Origin of the sequence: Pseudoalteromonas sp. BSi20495 (assembly GCF_000241185.1) — a bacterium.
Taxonomy (GTDB): Bacteria; Pseudomonadota; Gammaproteobacteria; order Enterobacterales; family Alteromonadaceae; genus Pseudoalteromonas; species Pseudoalteromonas fuliginea.
Genome location: NZ_BADY01000175.1, coordinates 36406 through 60220, shown reverse-complemented (window position 1 = coordinate 60220; position 23815 = coordinate 36406). Strand labels below are relative to the sequence as shown.

Annotated in this window: 20 protein-coding genes; 16 read left to right on the top strand and 4 right to left on the bottom strand. The window is 39.2% G+C overall.

All coding sequences use genetic code 11. From position 1 onward, the window contains the following. Positions 1-172: 172 nt before the first annotated feature. The 6 genes from P20495_RS01270 to P20495_RS01295 are packed head-to-tail and all read left to right on the top strand — an operon-like array spanning position 173 to position 7431. Positions 173-781, top strand: coding sequence for a PilZ domain-containing protein (locus P20495_RS01270; protein WP_033016431.1), 609 nt, complete (start codon positions 173-175; stop codon positions 779-781). A 57-nt stretch (positions 782-838) separates the two neighbouring features. Next, positions 839-1894, top strand: coding sequence for an agmatine/peptidylarginine deiminase (locus P20495_RS01275; RefSeq protein WP_008139181.1), 1056 nt, complete (start codon positions 839-841; stop codon positions 1892-1894). Beyond that, on the top strand, positions 1891-2784 hold the full coding sequence (locus P20495_RS01280; RefSeq protein WP_008139179.1) for a carbon-nitrogen hydrolase: 894 nt from the start codon (positions 1891-1893) through the stop codon (positions 2782-2784). Before P20495_RS01275 ends, P20495_RS01280 begins: the two co-directional genes overlap by 4 nt. 59 nt (positions 2785-2843) lie before the next feature. Then, on the top strand, positions 2844-6317 hold the full coding sequence (gene mfd / locus P20495_RS01285) for a transcription-repair coupling factor (protein WP_008139177.1): 3474 nt from the start codon (positions 2844-2846) through the stop codon (positions 6315-6317). Beyond that, complete coding sequence (locus P20495_RS01290) at positions 6317-7153, top strand: peptidoglycan binding protein CsiV (RefSeq protein WP_008139176.1); 837 nt, start codon at positions 6317-6319, stop codon at positions 7151-7153. Before mfd ends, P20495_RS01290 begins: the two co-directional genes overlap by 1 nt. A gap of 26 nt (positions 7154-7179) precedes the next feature. Then, positions 7180-7431: a hypothetical protein gene (locus P20495_RS01295; RefSeq protein WP_007375295.1), complete on the top strand. Its 252-nt coding sequence runs from the start codon at positions 7180-7182 to the stop codon at positions 7429-7431. A 120-nt stretch (positions 7432-7551) separates the two neighbouring features. On the opposite strand, the gene P20495_RS01300 is transcribed toward P20495_RS01295, so the two are convergent. The 4 genes from P20495_RS01300 to P20495_RS01315 form a co-directional block, all read right to left on the bottom strand. After that, the gene (locus tag P20495_RS01300) at positions 7552-8904 is read right to left on the bottom strand and encodes a hypothetical protein (protein ID WP_007375296.1); all 1353 of its coding nucleotides are present in this window, start codon (positions 8902-8904) and stop codon (positions 7552-7554) included. 168 nt (positions 8905-9072) lie between these two features. Then, positions 9073-10167, bottom strand: a complete 1095-nt coding sequence (locus tag P20495_RS01305; RefSeq protein ID WP_008139173.1) for a hypothetical protein — start codon at positions 10165-10167, stop codon at positions 9073-9075. A gap of 167 nt (positions 10168-10334) precedes the next feature. After that, positions 10335-12785 carry a TonB-dependent receptor gene (locus P20495_RS01310; protein WP_008139165.1) on the bottom strand — a complete coding sequence of 817 codons (2451 nt, stop codon included), beginning with the start codon at positions 12783-12785 and terminating at the stop codon, positions 10335-10337. A 1153-nt stretch (positions 12786-13938) separates the two neighbouring features. Further along, positions 13939-14364: a hypothetical protein gene (locus P20495_RS01315; protein WP_008139164.1), complete on the bottom strand. Its 426-nt coding sequence runs from the start codon at positions 14362-14364 to the stop codon at positions 13939-13941. A 342-nt stretch (positions 14365-14706) separates the two neighbouring features. Here P20495_RS01315 and ccoN point away from each other — a divergent pair, with 342 nt between their 5' ends. From ccoN to uspE, 10 genes are all read left to right on the top strand, one after another. After that, the gene (gene ccoN / locus P20495_RS01320; RefSeq protein WP_002961515.1) at positions 14707-16140 is read left to right on the top strand and encodes a cytochrome-c oxidase, cbb3-type subunit I; all 1434 of its coding nucleotides are present in this window, start codon (positions 14707-14709) and stop codon (positions 16138-16140) included. Between the two features lie 12 nt (positions 16141-16152). Next, positions 16153-16827, top strand: coding sequence for a cytochrome-c oxidase, cbb3-type subunit II (gene ccoO, locus P20495_RS01325; protein WP_033016430.1), 675 nt, complete (start codon positions 16153-16155; stop codon positions 16825-16827). A 6-nt stretch (positions 16828-16833) separates the two neighbouring features. After that, complete coding sequence (locus tag P20495_RS21075) at positions 16834-17019, top strand: CcoQ/FixQ family Cbb3-type cytochrome c oxidase assembly chaperone (RefSeq protein ID WP_024597380.1); 186 nt, start codon at positions 16834-16836, stop codon at positions 17017-17019. Then, positions 17016-18050, top strand: a complete 1035-nt coding sequence (gene ccoP, locus P20495_RS01330) for a cytochrome-c oxidase, cbb3-type subunit III (RefSeq protein WP_007375299.1) — start codon at positions 17016-17018, stop codon at positions 18048-18050. The genes P20495_RS21075 and ccoP overlap by 4 nt, the downstream gene beginning before the upstream one ends. A gap of 149 nt (positions 18051-18199) precedes the next feature. After that, complete coding sequence (locus P20495_RS01335; RefSeq protein WP_008139162.1) at positions 18200-18691, top strand: FixH family protein; 492 nt, start codon at positions 18200-18202, stop codon at positions 18689-18691. Between the two features lie 8 nt (positions 18692-18699). Next, positions 18700-21075, top strand: coding sequence for a heavy metal translocating P-type ATPase (locus P20495_RS01340; protein WP_008139161.1), 2376 nt, complete (start codon positions 18700-18702; stop codon positions 21073-21075). Then, on the top strand, positions 21072-21239 hold the full coding sequence (ccoS, locus tag P20495_RS01345) for a cbb3-type cytochrome oxidase assembly protein CcoS (RefSeq protein WP_002963071.1): 168 nt from the start codon (positions 21072-21074) through the stop codon (positions 21237-21239). The genes P20495_RS01340 and ccoS overlap by 4 nt, the downstream gene beginning before the upstream one ends. Beyond that, entirely contained in the window at positions 21232-21903 is a 672-nt protein-coding gene (locus P20495_RS01350) for a sulfite exporter TauE/SafE family protein (RefSeq protein WP_008139160.1), read from the top strand. The genes ccoS and P20495_RS01350 overlap by 8 nt, the downstream gene beginning before the upstream one ends. A gap of 42 nt (positions 21904-21945) precedes the next feature. Continuing rightward, positions 21946-22683 carry an FNR family transcription factor gene (locus P20495_RS01355; protein ID WP_007375303.1) on the top strand — a complete coding sequence of 246 codons (738 nt, stop codon included), beginning with the start codon at positions 21946-21948 and terminating at the stop codon, positions 22681-22683. Positions 22684-22786: 103 nt separating this feature from the next. Continuing rightward, complete coding sequence (gene uspE, locus P20495_RS01360) at positions 22787-23719, top strand: universal stress protein UspE (protein ID WP_007375304.1); 933 nt, start codon at positions 22787-22789, stop codon at positions 23717-23719. The last annotated feature ends 96 nt before the right edge of the window (positions 23720-23815 follow it).

Genomic DNA, 23815 nt, shown 5'->3' with positions numbered 1-23815 from the left:
CGCTTTTTTATAACTCCTAGAGCGTGTTTAACTTTACGGTATTTATTCTCATAATCAGCATGTTAAAAAATTGAATGTAAACAAAGTATTTAGCCCGCTATGCGTTATTTTATCTGCTAGCAATTTAGTACTCACAACGCTACTATTAACTAAATACGTGGTGGAGAGTGTAATGAAAAGTCAAAGATTAGGTGAGTTTGAGCAATACTTTCAAATTGATGAAAGTATTAGAGTGAATTTATTAGCTGTGACAAATAAGCAAGTCCCTAAGTCACAGCTTGAGCTTGAAGACGATATTCCTCCATTATTTAAATTAGCCAACGAAGTCAGTGAACTCGAACAAAGTTCTTTGCGTCCTCTGCGTAACTTAGGCGATATAGCACAAGAGTTAGCCGCTTTTTTACAAGCACAGTCACGTAAAATAGATTTAATAATGAGCCATATCTTGGCCTCAGAACAAGCCCAAGATAACGCAATCCAATGTGACAGCTATGGCGGTGGCGGTATTCGCTTTACATCACCCGAAGTACACTCAATTGGCCAAGCATTTAGAACAAAACTGTTTTTGCACCACGAAGCCTCTGCGGTTTATTGTTACACCGAAGTTGTGGCAGTAGAAAAACAAGATAGCGAACATTACCAATACACCCTACTCTTTACCGCAATTAGAACCACTGACCAAGAACTTATTGTTAGAGCAAGTTTACATGCTCAAACCCGCCAACTTAAAAAACGTCAAGAACTTGATCAAAACCAAGCCGATCTAAACAGTGATAATTAGCTGACATCTTTATGTAAAATGCTAAACTAGCGTCATCTTAATTAGTATATAAAATTCATGAACTTTAGACTTTTACCAGAATGGGCCGAGCAAGACGCTGTTATGCTTACATGGCCTCATAAAGACACAGATTGGGCTGATAATTTAGCACGTGTAGAACCTGTATATATTGAGCTTGCTAAGCATATAACAACGCAGCAACAGCTTGTTATTGTGGCGCATAACAGTGCCTTAAAAGTGCATATTACAGCTTTACTAAATAGTGCTAACGTCTCTCTTAATCGTGTTCATTTTGTAGTAACGCCTACTAACGATACATGGGCGCGCGATCATGGTCCGCTTACTTGCGCCGCTATTGATTCACCAGAGCAATTAAAAGTATATGATTTTACTTTTAATGGTTGGGGCAATAAATTTGAAAGCGCATTGGACAATCAAATTAATCGTACTTTGGTAAAAGAGCTAAGTAGCACAAACAACCAATATCAAGCGCTCGATATGGTACTTGAAGGTGGCGGTATTGAAATAAACGAGCACGGTGTGTTGCTAACAACCAGTGAGTGTTTGCTTAATAAAAACCGTAACCCTGATTTAAACCCAAATGATATTGAAGCACTTTTAAAAGAGCACTTAGGCGCGACCAGTTTTTTATGGGTTGAACATGGCTATTTAGCGGGCGATGACACCGACAGCCACATTGATACTTTAGTGCGTTTTGCACCAAATAATACCCTTGTATATGTGCAGTGTGACGATAAAACTGATGAGCACTTTAGCGCACTTGATGCGATGGAAAAACAACTAAAAACCTTTAAAACTGCCGATAAAACCCCATATAACTTAATTGCGTTACCGTGGCCAAAAGCCGCTTATGACGATGAGCAAACACGCTTACCGGCTACCTACGCTAACTACTTAATTATTAATAATGCTGTGCTTGTGCCAACGTATAATGATGCCAATGATGAGCGTGCTCTTGCGCAAGTTCAAAAAGCATACCCACAACACACTATTATTGGCGTTAATTGCCAACCAATAATTGAACAATTTGGCAGCCTGCACTGTATTACAATGCAATTACCTCGTGGATTTTTAGCTGGAGCAGCACAATGACAAGCCCTGCAAAATTAACCGTTGCATTAGTGCAACAAAGCAATACCGATAACGCTCAGGACAATATGGCAAAATCAATGAGTGCCATTCGTGAAGCAGCTCAAAAAGGTGCAAAACTGGTTGTACTTCAAGAGCTACACCGAAGCCTCTATTTTTGCCAAACCGAAAATGTTGACGTATTTGATTTAGCCGAAACCATTCCAGGCCCTAGCAGTAATGCCTTAGGTGAGCTTGCTAAAGAGCTAAGCATTGTTATTGTTGCCTCTTTATTTGAAAAACGCGCTACGGGCCTTTATCACAATACTGCGGTTGTATTAGAGCAAGACGGCAGCATTGCGGGTAAATACCGTAAAATGCATATTCCTGATGACCCAGGTTTTTACGAAAAATTTTACTTTACCCCAGGTGATATCGGTTTTGAGCCTATTCAAACATCGGTGGGTAAATTAGGCGTGCTAGTATGTTGGGATCAATGGTTTCCTGAAGCTGCACGTTTAATGGCAATGGCAGGCGCTGAAGTGTTAATTTACCCAACCGCTATTGGTTGGGATCCTAACGACGACATTGCTGAGCAAACTCGTCAAAAAAATGCGTGGGTTATTTCCCAGCGTGCCCATGCTGTTGCCAATGGTGTGCCAGTAATTAGTTGTAATCGCGTAGGTCATGAAAGTGACCCAAGCGGGCAAAGCGATGGTATTGCGTTTTGGGGGAATTCGTTCATTGCAGGCCCACAAGGTGAGCTATTAGCAGAGGCGAATAATACTGATGAGCAAATTTTAGTAGTAGAAATTGATCAAAAACGCTCAGAAAACGTAAGACGTATCTGGCCTTTCTTACGTGATAGACGAATTGATCACTATAAAGACCTAACAAAAATATACCGAGACTAAGTAAACTTAACTCAAGATGGCTCTTACTTGCTAAGAGCCAACTATAAATGGAGTAATAAATGGCGTTTGAGCAATGGGCAGCCTTGCCTTGGGTAAAATCTCAAAAAGATAAAATTCAATGGGGCCAGCTAAGCGGAAGTGGTTTAAGTATTGCCATTGCTGAAGGCGTTAAACAACAAGACAACTTAGTCTTGATTGTTACGCCTGATACACCAAGCGCACTACGCCTTGAAACAGAATTAGAATATTTATTACCCGATAACCCAGTCATGGTATTTCCTGATTGGGAAACTCTGCCATACGATCACTTTTCTCCCCATCAAGATATTATTTCAGCCCGTTTAGCCACTTTAAATACCTTAAAAAAAGAACAACAAAGTGTGTTAATTGTGCCTGTATCTACTCTAATGTTGCGCACAGCCCCTGCCTCGTTTATTTACGGTTCAACAATAAACTTTAAAGTGGGCGACAAGCTAGACACACATAACTTTCGTGACAACTTAGAGCAAGCTGGTTATTTAAATGTTCAACAAGTAATGGAGCACGGCGAATACGCTATACGCGGCTCAATCGTTGACTTATACCCAATGGGTAGCCCACACCCATTTAGACTCGACTTTTTTGATGACGAACTCGATACCATTCGCTTATTTGATGTAGAAACACAGCGCTCTGATGAAAAAGTAGATAAAATTGAGCTACTTCCAGCGCATGAATTTCCTACTAACGACGCTGATATTGAACGTTTTAGAATAAGCTACCGTGAAAAATTTGGCGCAAGCTCGCAGCAAGATTCAGTATACATGCAAGTAAGCAAAGGTAACTGGCCTGCAGGTATTGAATACTACATGCCGTTGTTTTTTGAAAAGCTCGCGACTATTTTTGACTACCTGCCAGATACAACAACTGTTATGCAGCTGGGTGATTTAGAGCATGCGGCAGATAACTTTTGGCACGATGTAAATGTACGCTATGAAAACCGCAGAGTTGACCCACTTCGTCCATTACTTGAACCCAATGCACTTTATCAGCCTATTGAAGAGCTGTTTTCTAATTTAGGCAATTTTGCACGTATTAGATTATCCCTTGCAAAGCTTGGTACTAAAGCAGGCAATAAAAACTTAAGCGTTAGCGAGCTGCCTACTATTCGAATCGACCATAAACAGCATGAACCTTATGGCGCGTTTATAAATTATGTAGCAGAGCAAAAAAAGAAAAAAGGCCGCATATTACTCAGTGTTGAATCGGACGGTCGTCGCGAATCATTGCTGAGCATTTTAAAACCAAGCGGTTTAAAATTTAAAGAATTTGAAACACTCGAACAATTTACAAAAAGCGCGAGTGACGTAGGCTTAATAGTAAGTCCGCTTGAGCAAAGTGTCGTACTTGGTACTAAACCAAGCCTTTCTATTATTACCGAGCAAGAACTGCTTGGTATAAAAGTATCTCAGCGCAGACGCCGCAAGCACAAGTACGAAGCCAGCCAAGATGCGCTAATCCGTAATTTAGCTGAGCTTAAGGAAGGACAACCTGTTGTGCATCTCGATCATGGTGTTGGGCGTTACCAAGGTTTGCAAACAATTGATGCCGCAGGTGTAATTACTGAGTTTGTTACGATTACTTACGCAAGTGAAGCTAAATTGTACGTGCCCGTATCCGCATTGCATATGCTGAGTCGTTACTCTGGCGGTGAAGAAGCTAGCGCCCCGCTGCATAAACTTGGTTCAGATGCATGGGAAAAAGCAAAAAAACGTGCGGCTGAAAAAGTTCGTGATGTAGCAGCAGAATTACTCGACATTTATGCACAGCGCCAAGCAAAACCTGGTAATAAATTTACCCTAGACGCCCCTGCATATCGCCAATTTAGCGATAGCTTCCCGTTTGAAGAAACTGACGATCAGCGCAACGCCATAGAAGCAGTGTTAGGCGATATGCAATCAAAGCAAGCCATGGACCGCTTAGTGTGTGGTGACGTAGGCTTTGGTAAAACAGAAGTGGCCATGCGCGCTGCTTTTGTAGCGGTTAACGATGATAAACAGGTAGCCATTTTAGTGCCCACCACCTTGCTGGCTCAACAACACTATGAAAACTTTAAAGACCGCTTTGCTGATTTTCCTATTGAAGTTGGTGTACTTTCGCGCTTTAACTCCACTAAAGAGCAAAAAGACACGCTTGATAAAATGGCCGACGGTAAGCTCGACATAGTTATTGGCACACATAAACTTATTCAACATGACATTAAATTTAACGATTTAGGCTTATTAATTGTTGATGAAGAGCATCGCTTTGGTGTTCGCCAAAAAGAGAAAATTAAAGCACTGCGCGCTGATGTAGACATACTCACACTGACTGCAACGCCAATACCTCGTACACTTAACATGGCCATGAGCGGCATGCGCGATTTATCAATAATCGCAACGCCGCCTGCTAAACGTTTAGCGGTAAAAACCTTTGTGCGTCAACGCGATGTAGAACTAATACGCGAAGCAGTACTGCGAGAAATTAAACGCGGTGGCCAAGTTTACTTTTTGCATAACAATGTAGAAACTATTGAGCGTGTTGCACAAGAAATTAGTGAATGGGTGCCGGAAGCGAGTGTGACTACAGCTCATGGCCAAATGCGCGAGCAAGAGCTTGAGCAAATAATGACTGACTTTTATCATCAAAAATACAACGTGCTGGTATGTACCACAATTATCGAAACAGGTATCGATGTACCTACGGCCAATACCATTATTATGGATAGAGCAGATAAACTCGGCCTTGCGCAATTACACCAATTACGTGGGCGAGTGGGTCGAAGCCACCATCAAGCGTATGCCTACCTACTAACAGGTGACCCTAAAGCGCTTTCTAAAGATGCGAGCAAACGCTTACAAGCAATCGAATCGTTAGAAGATTTAGGTGCAGGTTTTGCCCTCGCTACACACGATTTAGAAATACGTGGTGCGGGTGAGTTACTTGGCGATGATCAATCAGGTCAAATGCAAACCATCGGCTTTAGTTTGTATATGGAAATGCTCGAACAAGCAGTAAATGCGCTGCGCGAAGGTAAAGAACCAACGCTTGAAAACCTACTTCAAAAACAAACCGAAGTAGATTTAAAACTGGCTGCATTATTACCTGATGACTACATACACGATGTAAATGCACGCTTAGGTATGTACAAGCGCGTTGCTAGTTGTGCTAACCTTGATGATATGGATGAACTACAGGTCGAGTTGATAGACCGTTTTGGTTTACTGCCTGATGCTGCTAAAAACTTATTTAGCCTGCAGCAACTTAAAATGCAAGCCAGTAATTTAGGCATTACAAAAATTGAAGCGAACCCTAAAGGCGGTTACTTTGAGTTTAGCCAAGATACCAAGGTTAACCCTAGCTTCATCATTGGCTTGATACAAAGTGCGCCTAAGGTGTACAAAATGGATGGCGCAAATAAACTGCGCTTTGCAATTAGTGAGGCAAATGCCCGCGAACGCTTAAAAATGGTCACTGCAATGATTGCAGATTTCGAAAAAAAGGTTAGCCATTAATGTTGCTAAAAAAATCGCTTGTTGTTTTATGCTGCTTATTTAGCAGCACTGCATTTGCAGAGCGTTGGTTTGAGGTTGAGGTGCTTGTATTTAAACAACTCCCCGCCCCTTACTTACAAGAAGACTTTAGCCTTAAACACAAAGCTATCGAAGATAAGAACACCCTAGACTTACTAACACCTCTTTATAAAGAGCAAGCAATGCAAGCGTGTATTGATGGTGACGTTCGTTTTCAAAAACGCTCATTTACCGACTCTTTAGTTAATCTAAATCCACAGTCGAATGTGTGTGACGATAGTATTGACTATATACAAAGCTACGATGAACTCCCGGTAACGCCAATTGCTGAAACGCAAGAAACTATGGAACAAACCTACCTCTTATCACCTGAACAATTACAGTTTAAAACTCAATACACAGAGCTTGTACGAAAAGGATTAACACCTATTCTGCATACTGGTTGGCGCTTTGAAGAAGCGAGTAAGTCCCGTGCACCAAGCGTGCGCTTAATTGCAGGTAAACATATAAGAAATAACATAAACACCATTCCTAGCTACTCAAACCCCGATTTTGTCAGCTTACTAAACTCCCAACCTAAGCTATTTAACGATCCAGATAAACTAAACGTTAATTGGGAATTAGAGGGCTTATTTAAAATCCATCTACGTCATTATCTCTACATAACAGCCGATTTTGATATCAGTCAAAAGCTAGAAAATGGCGACATAGAATCGGCCCGCTTTTCACAGTTTAGACGTGTGATAAGCAGCGAGATTCATTACTTTGATCATCCTCGTATGGGAATGATTGTACAAATAAGAAAATTTAATCATTAATCGTATTTACCAAATAGGAAATAACAATGAAAAAACTCCTCATTATTGTGGCTACACTTAGCCTTGCAGCTTGTTCAAAAGTAAGCTTAGAGAATTACGAAAAAATAGAAATCGGAATGGATAAAACTGAAGTAGAAACACTATTAGGTAGTGCGGATAACTGTGTAGAAAAAACACTTCATACTAATTGCGTTTGGGGTGATGAGACTAAAAATATAGAAATCACATTAGTATCAGATAAAGTAACTTTATACAGTAAGCACGGTTTAACTAAATAGACGTATACTTATAGAAAAAGGAGGGCAGATTTAAATCTGCCCTCCTTTTTTATACTAATTGCATTAAATTAGTGAGTTATTTAATTCGCTAGAATGATCATGTTTTTAATAAAAGGTGTATTATTTTGTAGAATAAATAAGTTCTATATTGACTATTTTACTGCGATTAAGGGTAATTTTATAACGTTGGTAAAGCTTTTTATCCTCTTCAGTTAACACCAGCACCATGTTTAATTGATAGCGCCTTTCTACTGCCTGCTTAGAAATTTTATTACTGTCTAAATGATATAACTTGCCCTCTCCCCGCTTTAAGTAACGTGCAAATGGTGCAAGGTTAAAATGTAATGTTTGCTGTAGCGTATCGTAACCTGGTAAAAATTCTTTTGCGCTTACACGCGTTTCACTTGCAAAATGCAACCACTGAGCCGCTTGTTTATTTTGCTGACGACGTTTTGAAAAAATAGATTTAACTTCTTTAGGGATTTTTTTAAAACGTGTGTATTCGAGCCAAATAAACTGACTCGCTATTTTATCTTTAGTAATGCTATTTTTAAAACTAAATCGCCATTTAGGTCTACCCTGCACAATAGCCCGCCAGATTACACGTGTTATGTCTTCTTTAAATATTTCTCGTAAGCCATAGATCAGCCCTAAAATCAAAATAAGGGTTGCAGTTACTTCTGTAAAACTTGAGCGCGCGTTTAATATTACCACCATCACAAAAGCCATTATAACGGCCGTCACTGTGCCTTTAACCAAACGTTTTAGATAGCTATTCAAAAATCGCGTTTGCCGCTGTAATATAACGCCATGCTCAATTAAGCGTTGTAGCAAGCGCATCTTATTCGTTATTCGATTAGCATCTTGCATGGTGGTTTCAGAATTATAATTTTTATCAGCGCGGTACGTATTTTCATTTTTACAAAATTGTAGTAACTCATTACGTTCTTTTGCATAATCGCTGCTACGTGGGCCTTCATCTAAAAGCTTTAAAAAAGATTGCTCAACATGCCAACTCAAGTAATTATCGGCATTGGTAAAAAATGGCAGTAACTTTTCATCATCAGGCGTATATCGACGCAGCTTTTTTAAAAGTCCTTCACTTTGTTCGTACACTTCATTGGCGCGTTTATAAAAATCATCAGCCTCGCTAATTTTTAACGCATCTTTTATATCGGCGTCGAGTGCTAAACGTACTTGGTAACAGAATAAATTAAGATTTTGCCGATAATCTTGCTGTTCGCCTTTGTTTTTACTAACAAAACGACTTCGCACCAAGGGCAAATGAATATTATTAGCGTTATACGCTAAGTGCGATTTAAAATGGTTATTAAAGTAGGATTCTTCAGTGAGGGTTTGCGGATTAATCCCCATTTCGTTCGGAATCGAAAAGTACAGATCAATACGCTGCTCAGAACGGGGGTTCAGTTCTGGTTCAATGACAAAAGATAAGTTTTCGTCTTGTTTTAACAATCAGTTCTCCTTCTAATAATGGTATTAAGTGTACTTGTCTCCTTTGTTTTGTTCAATAAAAAGGCCTATATAATGATATAGGTAAAGTAAAAGCAAAATACAGGGCTACAGAAAAATAAAACTTTTATGTAGCCCATATTAAGCTATTTCCTATAGTACGTATTCATATTATAGAGGTCTAGGACGGGTTCCTGGTTGGCCTGGTTTCGGAGGCGGCTGCTTATATTCTAATGTTGTAATTGAGCTAGTGTAAGTATCTGATTTACCTTTATCTGTTGACGTCAATGTAACGCTAAAGTGACTTTTATTAGGGCCTGAAGGGTTTCTTAAACGAACTTTAAAGGTGTCACCTTCACCTTCAGTATGATATCCATTCCCAGTTACAGACCATTTATGATAGAGTTTATTTCCGTCTATGTCTGTCGACCTAGCAGAAATAGTAAAGTTAGTATGGCTTCTGTCAGGCTCTATTTTGGTAACGAAGAAATCTGCTTTTGGAGTATGGTTCTCTTTAACGTCGATATACGCGAAATCACAGCCCTCGATATATAAAGTATCTCCCTGGTCAATGTCTAAAGTAGGAGCTAAACCTCTGACTTCGCCACCGTAAGAATCACCGCCTATTCCAATACCAATGTTAAATTCTTCTGATAGCACAAAGCTTTTGACTAAATATTCACCCGTTTCATTGAATGAATACTCTACATCATTGTCGTGTGCTTTATCACTAAAAGCTCTTATTCCATCACCAAACTCCCAATAATAAAAAGAGTCTGCAAGTAATTTTGTTGCCCCTCCATGCCTATACGCACTAAGCCTAATCGGAACTCCCTTATATGCAGTAATTACTTTCGCTAAGTAGTCTTCCTGATTTTCAATGCTATACGTTGACTTATAGGCAGACGTACTATTTACTATGGGCATATCTTTATATGCTCTGGAACCGCCACAAGTAGATATAAAACCATCTGCAAAAGTACCATAGCCATAGTCAAACATCCCACCATAATCAAACTGCTTATACCAGCCCATCATTGTAACTGGCCCATCAGTATTATAGTAAGGATCCATATAATTCCCTGGCGGAGCATAATCGCCAGGTTCAGGCCAATCTTGATATATATCGAATTCTTCTCCCCTAAATATTACACCGTAGAGGTTGGTCAATGTATCCCAAGCTACATCTCGTGGATTATAATCAGCATGAACATTTGTAGACGAAATTACTGCTGCTAATAAACTTAACTTTAAAGTCTTTCTCATATAAATAAACCCTCTTTCCTTGTTTAAAAATTGCCCTTATAAATAACTAATCAAGGCAGATTATCAAAATAGTTCGAATTGCATAAAGCCATTAAAACCTAATATAGGTACTTGCTTATTCTTAAAAAGGCTCTATAAATAGAGCCTTAATACGATTAATGTGCTAATTAAAACTTGTAGTTTACACTTGCAAAAACACGTGAACCAATTACATCATAAACTTCTGGAACAGTACCCATATCGTTACCACCTAATACTTTCTCAGGCTCTTTATCGAAAATGTTGTTCATGCCGCCAGTAAATCGTAATGCATCATTCAAGTTGTAGCTCATTGAAATATCGTGGTAAATAACGTTGTCAGTACTAAAGTTTTCACCGTAGTAGTCACCATCCATTCCACGGAGGAATCTTGCGTTATAAAGGATATTTAAAGAATCCGTTATATCGTAATTAACTGAAAGGTTAGACTTTATTTTAGAGTAACCACCGATGTTGCCATCAATAGTGCCGGTGTAATTAATGTCATCTTCTTCAAACTTAATTAAATAAGTTGTATCAAGGTTTATACGGTAGTTATCTGCAGAGTAGCTAATATTCCAATCAACACCTGATGTTTCTTGAGAACCTACGTTAGTTAGTGCTGAACTTAGGTTAGATAAGTCACCAGATTGTGTGATATTTACTGATGAACATGATTCTGAGTCACCTGCAAAACAGCTATTCATTTCGTTTTGAACATCTAAGCGAGTAATCGCATTAGTAATATCAAACTTCCAGTAATCTAGGGTTGTTGATAAGCCGTCAGCTACTTCCCAAACCATACCAAAAGTGAAAGAGCGACTTTCTTCGGCTTTAAGATCGTTATCGCTTGTGTAGTTTACAAGTATTTGAGCATCTTGTTCGTTGCCCCATGGATCAGCTAGGTAATCGTACGAACCTGAGTTACCACCAAACAGTTCTGATACGTTTGGTGCTCTAAAGCCAGTAGCTAATACAGAACGAACCATAAACTCTTCAGTTACATTCCACGTTGCACCAAGTTTCCACGTTGTTTCGCCACCAAAGGTAGAGTAGTTATCGTAGCGAGCAGCACCTTCAAGGGTAACAGTCTCTAATACCGGCATAGATGTTTCAAAGTAGATAGACTGTACTGAGAAATCACCTTCAGTTGGATCTTGTTGTGCAGCTGTGCTCTCACCAAGCTGAGTAATTAGATCTGGTGTGTAGTAACCACTTTCAAAGCGGTTTTCTACACCGATTGCGTAACCAATATCACTTTCTGTTACTGCGCTATAACCAGCTGAAAGAATAAATTGCTCGTTACCACCTTCGTTTGACTCAGTATAAATTGAATCGTTAGATGTTAATAAGCTACGATCTAAAGAATCACCGCTGAACCAAAGAGCTTGGTTTGCATAAATGCTTTCTTCAACTCGACTTGCATTAATTGAGTTTTGAACTTTATCTTTTGAGTCATTACGACCGTAAGTTGCACTTACATCCCAGCTTGCATCGTTATCTAATAAACCTTGTAATGCAACAGATACACGGTAAGTGTCAGTTTCTTGCTCATAAATACGAGGACCAGCATCAACCATTCTTCTTCTGTACTCTAAAGAGTCAGCAAGATCGCCTGTATCTGCGTCACGGAAGCTATCTGTGTAAGTTGAATCCAAGCTAGAAGTACTTAAATCAATACTTGCTGGTTGTGGTGCAAGTTGTTGGTTAGATTCACGACGTGTATACATCAAATCAACATTAAATGTAGTGTCTGAGTCTAGCTCTTTGTCAAAACTAGTAAATAAGCTGTATAGCTCATTAGGTGTTTGAGCATAGCTTGATGTTGTGAAGTCGTATGAAGTAGTTCTATCTTCAAAAGTACTATTACCCTGGTAAGTTCTACCGCCCAGTGTTCCTTCAGGGATATATGAAGACTCGCCAGGCTCTACAAAACGACGATCCGACTGAATTACTTCACCACGGTTTGAGTATTGAGCACCAACAACTAAGTTGCCATCGGCAATATTCATTCCGTGTAATAAACTAACACCGTAGTTATTACCATCAGCTTTTGTAGTGCGGCTGCCTTCAACGTTAAGCTCTGAACCTTCAAAATCTTTCTTTGTTATGATGTTAACAACACCAGCAATTGCATCAGAGCCATATACTGCAGACGCGCCGTCTTTTAAGATTTCGATAGACTTGATCATTGCTACAGGAATGGTATTTAAATCAACAGAAGAATCTGCGCCGGTACCTGAAGAAACCATACGACGACCATTTAATAATACCAGTGTACGTTGTGAACCCATACCACGTAAGTTAACTGTCGCAGAACCACCTGAACCATTATTACTTGAAGCGCCTAAGCTAATACCTGCAGCGGATGGCTGAGTAGAAAGTATGTCAGCAACCGATGTGAAACCACTTTTTGCAATGAAGTCATCACCGATAACTGTGATTGGGCTTGCTGTTTCCATATCAGTACGGTTAATACGAGAGCCCGTTACCTGAATTTTTTCAATTGATGTAGCTGCTTCGTCAGCCGCTAAAACTTGCACACTTGAGAACATCGGGATTGCTGCGATTACAGCTAAACCAAGAGTTGATTTTTTCATTAAAGAACCCTACTTGTTGGAAATTTACCGTGATTGGTAATGCTCACTTGTTATAAGAATAGTGAGTCAGGTCGGCAACTTAGGCGCTTTTAACTGAACGAAAACTTAACGAGCGGTCAAATTTTAATTTCCGTAAAAATAGAATAACCAGTAAAGGTACACACGTTACAGATTGTTTCATTGTTAATTAATAAATACACATAAATATCAGTGATTTATATGATTTATGATACATTCGAAAAACATCTGAAATCAAAATGATTCACTTTGTAATCAAATGTAATTAGTGGAAAAATATCCCGATATTTGATTAATTAACAAGTTAATCACAGCGCATTATTAAAACCGCAAAACTAAATGTTAATTACTAACCATATTTATGCAGAATGAGCGATTAATTAGTCTTATTTAGCTGCTTAGGAGGCGTTTCAGGAGAAATTTTTTATTCAGGAAACATTAAAAATTGAACTTTTTAAAATCACATCAAAAGTAAATATAATTTTAGCCATGGCTTACTTTTAGATATTTATTTTAAGAGCATACATTTACTTTTTAGCTTAAGTAAAAGCCTGTTTCGTACCGTTGCTTTATAGATAGCTGACAATAATCATTAAACACCAAATACTCGCTGTTCAAAATATCTCTTTAAAATGTTTTTTGCTGGCCTAGTAGTTACAAGTGATCAGAACTGGGCTTTGCTTAACCTGAAATCGGATTACTTATTCTTTAGTGTAGGACTGTGGATATAAACTAGGAATGGCTATCAACAAGGTTAGGTCATAAATTGCGTCATCACTTTAATAAGTTCCTACCCAATCAATAAAAACTTAATACGTACTAATTTATGTAAAAGCTTTAAGGACTGTTGACCTTGCAGAATTAAGTTTGTTCTACGTAATGGAATTTAATCACGGCGCGAGATTTGTAACCTTGCAGGCTAAAAAAGCGAGCTACAAAGGGAAATCATCCCTAGGTCTAATTCATAGGGCGGCACATGTTTGGCATTTATACTGTGTTATCACCGCTTGGTTGAAATAAAAATACTGCGCAGGCGTACGCTGCCTAAAAACGATGCATTCTGCTGAAAATTCAATCTCGAAAGATAAACCGCTTCTGAGTGATCTAATTAATTTAAATATCGTAACTTTATATGTTAGTACGTTACATAAAAATTATAGTTAAGTACCTGTTCTACTAAAGATGTTTGATTAAGTATTGTGAGCTCCAAGCGCCAAAGCATATTCTTTTCAGAGCAAATACCGACCATAGTGTTGCTTTGCCAAAGTCCACCCTTTCTTATGAACTGTTGAGGTATGTACCCCATATACATAGTAACGCCTTTTAATTTTGCGTCTGTAATGTGCAACCCGTTTGGTAGCTCACTGAAAATTGTAAATGGAGTTTCGGGGGAAAGTGTAGAATTGCTTAACCATACTTTAACACCACTTGGGAAAGTACATGGTAAATTGGCATCACATTGCGTTGTTTTTAGAAGCTGGGCTTCATTTTTTTCAGAAAAATCACATGCTATTAATAAAAAAAACGCTATAAAAAATATGGGTAATCTATATATAAGCATAACAATCTCGCTGTAAATAAAAGCGAATACTAATAATCGGGTCTATAAATAACAAGTGGGAGTGTTACTATTAGTCGAAATATGGCACAAACTGTATCAAAAAATAAACAACAAGCTCACAAAGTTTGATTGATGTCATAATATTACGTAATTGACCTATCTTTTTTAGGTCAAAAAATTTATCATTTCACCCGCAAAAATTAAGGGTTTCTCGAGTTTGTTTTCTGAAGCATTCATGCTTTGAACGTTTTAGGTAACATGCTTGTGAAGTAATAGTAGGCCCCACTTTTTAAAAGTGGGTAATTCATTTCTAAACGCATTTATTGCAGCGGAAGCCAGAAAATGAGCCAAACAGTAGCATCACAAACTGAGTATAACTATAAAGTTGTACGCCAATTCGCTATTATGACAGTGATTTGGGGCATCGTTGGCATGAGTATTGGGGTTCTGATTGCTGCCCAATTAGCTTGGCCAGCACTTAACTTTGATACACCATGGTTAACATACTCTCGACTACGTCCGTTACACACGAACGCAGTAATTTTCGCATTTGGTACTAGTGCACTTTTTGCGACGTCTTATTACGTCGTACAACGTACTTGTCAAACGCGTCTTTTCTCAGACAAACTCGCCGCCTTTTCATTTTGGGGCTGGCAGCTGGTTATAGTATTAGCAGTAATAACGCTTCCTTTAGGTATTACTAGCTCAAAAGAATATGCAGAACTTGAGTGGCCAATCGATATTTTAATCGCTGTGGTTTGGATTGTTTACGCCATTGTATTCTTTGGTACTTTAATCAAGCGTAAAGTGTCGCACATTTATGTTGCTAACTGGTTCTATGCTGGCTTTATAATTACTGTTGCAGTGCTTCATATTGTAAACAGCATGGCTGTGCCTGTGTCGTTAACTAAATCATACTCAATCTATGCAGGTGCGGTAGATGCTATGGTTCAGTGGTGGTACGGTCATAACGCTGTAGGTTTCCTATTAACTGCTGGTTTCTTAGGTATGATGTATTACTTTGTACCAAAACAAGCAGGTCGCCCAGTTTACTCATACCGTTTATCGGTAGTTCACTTTTGGGCACTAATTTCATTATATATCTGGGCTGGTCCTCACCACCTTCACTACACTGCGCTTCCTGATTGGACGCAAAGTTTAGGTATGGTTATGTCTATTATCCTATTCGTACCGTCTTGGGGTGGTATGATTAACGGTATTATGACACTGTCTGGCGCGTGGCATAAACTACGCACTGATCCAGTACTGCGTTTCTTAGTTGTTTCATTGTCTTTCTACGGTATGTCTACGTTTGAAGGTCCTATGATGGCAATTAAATCTGTAAATGCGTTATCTCACTACACAGATTGGACAATCGGCCACGTACACTCAGGTGCGCTAGGTTGGGTTGCTATGATTTCAATTGGTGCTATTTACCACTTAATTCCTGCGTTATTTGCGCAAGGTCGTATGTATAGCGTTAAATTGGTTAATACCCACTTCTGGTTACACACTGTAGGTGTTGTTTTATACATTGTTGCAATGTGGATCTCTGGTGTAATGCAAGGTCTAATGTGGCGTGCAGTGAATGCTGACGGTACATTAATGTACAGCTTTGTGCAGTCTTTAGAAGCGTCGCATCCTTTCTACATCATGCGTTTTGTAGGCGGTGTATTCATCGTAACAGGCATGTTAGTTATGGCTTATAACGTTTTCCGTACAATTTCAGCTGAGAAAGAATCTCTGAAGTTAGACGCGCAAGCACAATTAGCATAACGGAGTGAGATGATGAGCAATAAAAATTCACAAAATAAACATGAGATAGTAGAAAAAAACGTTGGCCTTATGGCTATTCTGACTGTTTTTGCTATCAGCTTTGGTGCATTAGTTGAAATTACTCCGCTAATGTTCCAAGACGACACAACTAAACCAGTAGAAGGCCTACGCCCTCTTAACGCTTTAGAAATGGAAGGCCGTGATATATATGTACGTGAAGGTTGTTATAACTGTCACTCACAAATGATCCGCCCTTTTCGTGATGAAGTTGAGCGTTACGGTCACTACTCTGTAGCAGGCGAATCAGTATGGGATCACCCTTTTCAATGGGGTTCTAAACGTACTGGTCCTGACCTTGCTCGCGTTGGTAAACGTTACTCGGACGATTGGCATTATGCTCACTTAGTTGACCCACGTGCCGTGGTTCCTGAGTCGAATATGCCAGGTTTTCCTTGGTTAGCAGAGGATAAGGTAGATACAAGCCTGACTCTGAAAAAACTACAAATTTTCCGTGATACTTTTGCTATTAACCCAGAAAACCCTAAACACCCGGGCCTAGGTTATGGCAGCGACGAAGAACTTAAAGCTGATGTTGAAAAAGTTAACGCTATGAATAACGGCGAAGGCGCAACGGAGATGCAAGCTCTAATCGCGTATTTACAGCAACTTGGTACCCACTTGAAGTAAATTATTATGGATTACGGAACATACAGAGGCATTTTGACTCTGGTAATTTTAGTATTGTTTATTGTGATTGTTGTATGGGCATACAGCAAGCGTAGCAAAAATCGTTTTGATAGCGCTGCTAATGCCATTTTCGAAGATGAAAAAAAACATAACAACACACTCTCTAACGAGGAAAAGGAGTCTGAAAAATGACTAGCTTTTGGAGTATTTGGGTTATTGTATTAACCCTTGCATGCTTATGCATCATCTTTGGCTTATTAGTTTGGAACTTAAAAAACTATGCTGGCGTAAAAGAAGGTGAAAGCTGTGGACATGAATTTGACGGCATTGAAGAGCTAAATAATCCACTACCAAAATGGTGGACTTACATGTTTTTCGCAACTTTTATTTGGTCAGTATATTACCTTGCAGCTTACCCAGGTTTAGGTAACTGGGAAGGTTTAGGTAAATGGACTAGTTCTAATCAAGGTATTACGTCTTTAGCTGAGTCTAAAAAAGCAGTTGCAGAGGCCAAAGCTGAAGGTCGTTTTGTTAAACTCGATAAAGAGTACGAAGCCGCAGAAGAACGCTTTGGTCCTATTTTTAACCGACTTGCACAAGTGCCGGTTTTAGATTTAGTTAATTCTAAGTTTGAAGGTGACGCAGCGCAGCAAGTTGCTCTAAAAAATGGCGACAAACATGAGCAAACAGATGGCCAATTAGCCATCGAAATTGGTCAGCGTTTATTCTCACAAAACTGTGCGCAATGTCACGGCTCTGATGCGCGTGGTGGAACTGGCTTCCCTAACCTAACTGATAAAGATTGGTTATATGGCGGTACACCAGACAAAATTAGAGAAACTCTGCTTAATGGTCGTATTGCAGCGATGCCTGCTTGGGGCCCAGCTCTTGGCGAGCAAGGCGTTAAAGAAATGACAGCACATGTGCTGAGCCTTTCTGGCCGTACTGTTAACCAAAAAGATGCAGCAGCAGGCGCCGCTAAGTTTGCAATGTGCGCCGCATGTCACGGTGCTGATGGTAAAGGGTCGGTTGCACATAACCTACCATTTGGCGCACCTAACCTGACTGATAACATTTGGTTATACGGTGGCTCTCAACGCGCTGTTGAAGAAACGCTTAACCACGGCCGTGCTGGTGTAATGCCTGCTTGGAAAGACATTTTAGGTGAAGATAAGATTCACTTATTAACAGCCTACGTTTACAGTTTATCGCAAGATAAATAAGCACGCGGTTAATAAAATGTTTATAAATTAATTTATTTAATTCAATAGATTAATCCAGATCAAAAAAGCCTCCACTGTGAGGCTTTTTTTTAGTCTTTTACGTATAATTCCTATAAAATAACGCTTCCTAAACTAATTTTAGAGACACTATGCAACCTACTCCGTGGTATAAAAATTTTTGGCCTTGGTTTTTAATCTTTTTTCCGTTAGTTGCCATTATTGGCTGTATTAGCTTGTTTATTACGGCGATAGGTAACGGCCCAGATATGGTTGTTGACGACTACTACAAAAAAGGCAAAGCAATAAACTTAGAATTAACCAAGTTTGAAAAAGCAAAAGCACTTTATTTACACGGCGAATTAAATGTTACTAATGAACGTGTAAGCTTTAAATTTACAAAAGGCGATAGCAGCAACGTACATGTTTTAAAACTTTCGTTTTACCACCGTACTATTAAAGCGCATGACTTTGAGGCAACACTTACGCCTAATGCCAATCAAGAATTTACTGCATTACTTGATGAGTATACGCCAGGTGCATATTCTGTATTTATTGAGCCAATTGATGGTAGTTGGAAACTAAAAGAGAACATTGTTCTACCGACGGCTGAAACCGTTTTAGTTAATCCTAACTATAAGTAGTCATTACTATGTCTAACTTTTGCTTTCATTGCCTTGAAAGTGTGCCAACTGGATTTAGCGCAAGCGTTATCATTGACGATAAAGCCCAGCCGATGTGTTGCATTGGCTGCCAAGCTGTTGCGCAAAATATTGTTGATCAAGGTATGACCGATTACTATAAATACCGAACAGTTCGCGCTGGAAAAGTCGAACAGCTAGTACCTGAGCAACTCGCATTTATAAAAAGTTATGACAACGAAGACATTCAAGACGAATTTATAGCCACTAACGATAATATCTCAGAAGTATTGTTGAGCGTGGAAGGTATAACCTGCGCAGCATGTGCATGGCTAATCGAAAAACAACTTTTAAATTTAACCTCAGTTAAACGTGTTGATGTAAACACATCTACCAATCGCGCGATGATCCAATGGGACAAAACTAGCACCCCATTAAGTGAAGTTATTACTTCCTTAGCTAAAATTGGTTATAAAGCCTACCCGTTTCAATCAGATATTGAAGCACAACAAAAACAGCAAACTGCAAAAGCCTATATTCGCCGCTTAGGTGTTGCAGGCTTAATGACCATGCAAGTTATGATGTTTGCATTTGCTATGTACTTTGGCATGTTCTCCGGCATGGACAGCAATTTTGAGCAGTATTTTAGATGGATCAGCTTAGTACTAGCCTCTCCGGTTATTTTATACAGTGCACTGCCCTTTTTAACCAATGCTATAAATGGACTAAAAGCAAGGCAGCTCAATATGGATTTACCCGTATCACTGGCTATTTTTGGTGCGTTTGGTGCAAGTTGTTACGCCACATTTATGCAAGTCGGCGAAGTGTATTTTGAATCTGTGTGTATGTTTACCTTCTTGCTGTTATTAGGTAAATATCTTGAATTTAGAGCGCGTTTAAAAGCGAGCGAGTTTACTGCCAACTTACAGAAATTATTACCACTAACAGCCCGCACCATTAACGAAAGTGGCGAAGAACTTATAATTGCAGCAAAAAAGCTAAAGCTTAATGATGTAGTGCTTATTAAAGCCGGTGAAACAATTCCGGCCGACGGCGAACTTATTAAAGGTAAAACTACGGTTGATGAATCAATGATGACGGGCGAACACCAACCCGTTACAAAATTTATCGGCCACAATGTCTATGCCGGTTGCGTTAACCACGATGGCGTTATTGAAATAAAAATTAATAAAATTGGCCAAAACACGCTTTTAAATCAAATTATCCGCTTGCAACACAACGCATTAACTAAACGCCCTAAACTGGTTGAAATTACAGATAAAGTAGCGCAATGGTTTATTGCGTCTTTACTTATATTTGCTTCACTTACAGCTATTGGCTGGTACCAAATTGACCCTGAACACGCATTTTGGATCACCATTTCGGTTTTAGTTGCTACCTGCCCATGTGCCCTGAGTTTAGCGATACCAACCGCACTTACATGCGCGGTTGCAACACTTACTCGTAAAGGCGTGTTGATAAAACAAGCGCATGTGCTCGAAACACTCTCACAAATTACGTTATTTGCGTTTGATAAAACAGGCACGCTCACCCAAGGTAAATTTAGCCTTGATGAAGTGGATATAATCGATAAGCAATACACAAAAGCGCAAGTGCTAGATATGGCAGCTATGTTAGAGCGTTATTCTGAACACCCTATCGCCAGTGCTTTTGATGAAATTACCCCTGCTCACCACAACCTTGATAACGTTGAAGTGCATCCAGGTCTGGGAATTAGCGCACAAGATGCAAACAATCATTACGCAATTGGTAAAAGTGGTTGGTTTGATAGCAAAAAATCAAATGCACAAGCGAGCTTGTATATTAATAAGCAAGTTGTAGCACGTTTTTACTTTATTGATAAAGTGAAAAACGATGCTCAAAAGCTTATAGGCTCACTTCAATCGCAAAATTTAACGTGTCATATGTTAACCGGTGACGCATCAGATGCTGGGCAAAAAGTAGCTAAACAACTCAACCTTGAAAGTGTGCAATCTGGATGTTCGCCACAAGATAAACAAACAGCCGTTGAACAATGGGCGTCACAAAACGAAGTAGTTGCAATGGTCGGCGATGGCGTAAACGACAGTCCTGTATTTGCCAGTGCACACTTATCCATTGCAATGGAAACAGGTGCTGACATATCAAAAAATAGCGCCGATGTAGTGCTTCTTAATAGCGATTTAGCTTCAATCGATCATTTACTCAATGTGGCAAAACAAACAAGACGTATTATTAAGCAAAACCTTGCGCTGTCTCTATTGTATAATGCGTCCATATTACCATTGGCGGCATTAGGCTTAGTTGCTCCGTGGATGGCTGTTATTGGCATGTCTGCCAGCTCAATTATCGTGATTAGTAATTCACTAAGGCTATTAAAGTTATGAGCATAATTTACATTTTGATCCCCATTGCCATTTTATTTGTCATTATTGCTATTGGCGTGTTTTTTTGGGCCGTAAAAAGTGAGCAGTTTTCTGATTTAAACAAACAAGGTCATAGTATTTTGTTTGAAGACGACAAAGAGCAACACAACAAAAGTAATGATTGATCCTCTTTATACCAGTGCATTTTTAATGGGGCTAATAGGTAGCGGCCATTGCATTGCTATGTGCGGCGGTATTGCAAGCTCATTACAACTGGCAAGCGACAAACGTAAAACATTTACCTATTCATTTGCTTATAATATTGGACGCGCACTTAGCTACATGGCAGCAGGCGCGCTTGTTGCTGGTATTAGCAGTCAATTTGCTAGGCAAAATACGTCTTTTTCTTTAGCCCTTTCATTCATTGCAGCTATTTTTATGCTCCTAGTCGGCATATATATAATGCGCTTGGGCCCTACGCTGCAGTGGTTAGAGAAAATAGGTAGAACCTTGGTATGGCAACACATTGTTAAGCTAAATAAATATTTAATGCCTATTAACTCTCCTTTTAAAGCCCTAGGTTACGGTGCATTGTGGGGCTGGCTGCCTTGTGGACTTGTATACTCAGCGCTTACATGGGCGATGACTAGTCCAAGTGCTTTAGATGGCGCTTTAGTGATGCTTTGTTTTGCTTTAGGTACTTTTCCGGCAATGATCACTCTAGGTATCACCGCACAAAAGCTAAATAGTATTATTAACCATCCATGGACTCGCATTGTATTAGGCAGTGTTATAATTTGGTATGGTATCTACTTATTGATTATTGCAACCGACAAGCTGGTACACTAATCTAGACAACGTCGTGCATAAAAATTAAAAACGGATTAAAATATGGATTTCTCTCAAAGTCGCGCTAAAAGCAATTGTGCTATTAGCTGTAATAACTGCAGTATCAGTCAATTGTGTTTGCCATTTTCACTCAATGGCCAAGAAATGGATAAGCTTGACGAAATTATTGAGCGAAAAAAACCACTCCATAAAGGCGACTACTTATTTGAATCAGGCGCCCCTTTACAAGCTATTTATGCAGTACGTTCAGGTTCATTTAAATCTTATACACTATCAGAACAAGGCGATGAGCAAATAACCGGATTTCATTTAGCGGGCGATTTGGTGGGCTTTGACGCGATAAGCAAAATGGCGCATCAGAGCTTTTCGCAAGCACTCGAAACGTCAATGGTATGCGAAATTCCATTTGATACACTTGATGAACTTGCTGGTAAATTACCAAAACTTCGTCAACAAATTATGCGTTTAATGAGCAGTGAGATTACATACGATCAAGAAATGCTGTTATTACTTAATAAAAAATCAGCAGAAGAACGCTTAGCTAGTTTTATTTATAACCTGTCAGAGCGTTTTGGCGAGCGTGGTTTTTCGCGTAAAGAATTTAGATTTACCATGACTCGTGGTGAAATAGGTAACTACTTAGGCCTTACCGTAGAAACTATTAGCCGCTTATTAAGCCGTTTTCAAAAAGCTGACTTAATTAAAGTAGAAGGTAAATTTATTACTATTTTAGATAACAATGCATTAGCTAAAGCCGCAGCAATTGTTAAATCTTGCTAAATAAAATAGTTTGATTTAGAACAACAATTTATGTGCTACCCCTTTAACTGTTTTGTATTTACGTTACACTAAAAATACACCCGTTAAGTAAATGGAGTAGCACATGGACACTATTAAACGCATTATTGCAGTTATTGACCCTACCAAAGACGATCAACACGGTTTAGCACGTTCAATAGATTTAGCTAAGAAATCTGGCGCAAGTATTACCGCCTTTATGACGGTTTATGACTTCTCTTATGAAATGACCACAATGCTCTCTGGCGATGAACGAGAAGCTATGCGCGACGCTGTTGTTAAAGACCGCGAACTATGGCTAAGTGATTTGGTTTCTCCCTACAAAGATATAAGTATTGAAACTCAAGTTGTATGGCATAACCGCCCTTATGAAGCTATTATTGATGCCGTAATTGATGAAAAGTACGATTTAGTAATTAAAGGCACACATCAACATGGTGCACTTAAATCCGTTATTTTCACCCCTACAGATTGGCACTTAGTACGTAAATGCCCAGCTCCGGTATTGTTTGTAAAAGAAATGGCATGGCCAGCAAACGGAAATATTTTAGCTGCTGTAAATGCAGTTAGTGAAAACGAAGAACATGTAGCACTTAATAAACGAGTTATCAAAGATGCACAATTTTTATGTGGACTCGCCAATGCAACACTCAATTTAGTTAATGCCTACCCTGCAACCCCCGTTAATATCGCTATCGAAATCCCTGAGTTTAACCCTGGACTTTATAACGAATCAGTTAAAAAACATCACCACGAATCAACCAATGAACTTGCCGCTGAATTTAATTTAAGCCAAGAACAATGTTTTATTGAAGAAGGCTTACCAGAGGATGTAATTCCTGATGTGGCTAAGCGATTAAATAGTGAATTGGTTGTTATTGGTACTGTAGGTCGTACAGGTTTAAGTGCAGCACTTGTAGGTAATACTGCAGAGCATGTAATTGATAGCCTTGACTGCGATGTATTGGCACTTAAACCCGATGGTTACGTAAGCCCGTTGGCAAAAAAGCTAGATTAACCAAAAAATTTTTTAGCAAATAACAGCACGTACCTTACTTGCTAAAAATACCGCGTTTAATTACATCCTAAACTCGCATATTCAGGTGGTTTGGGT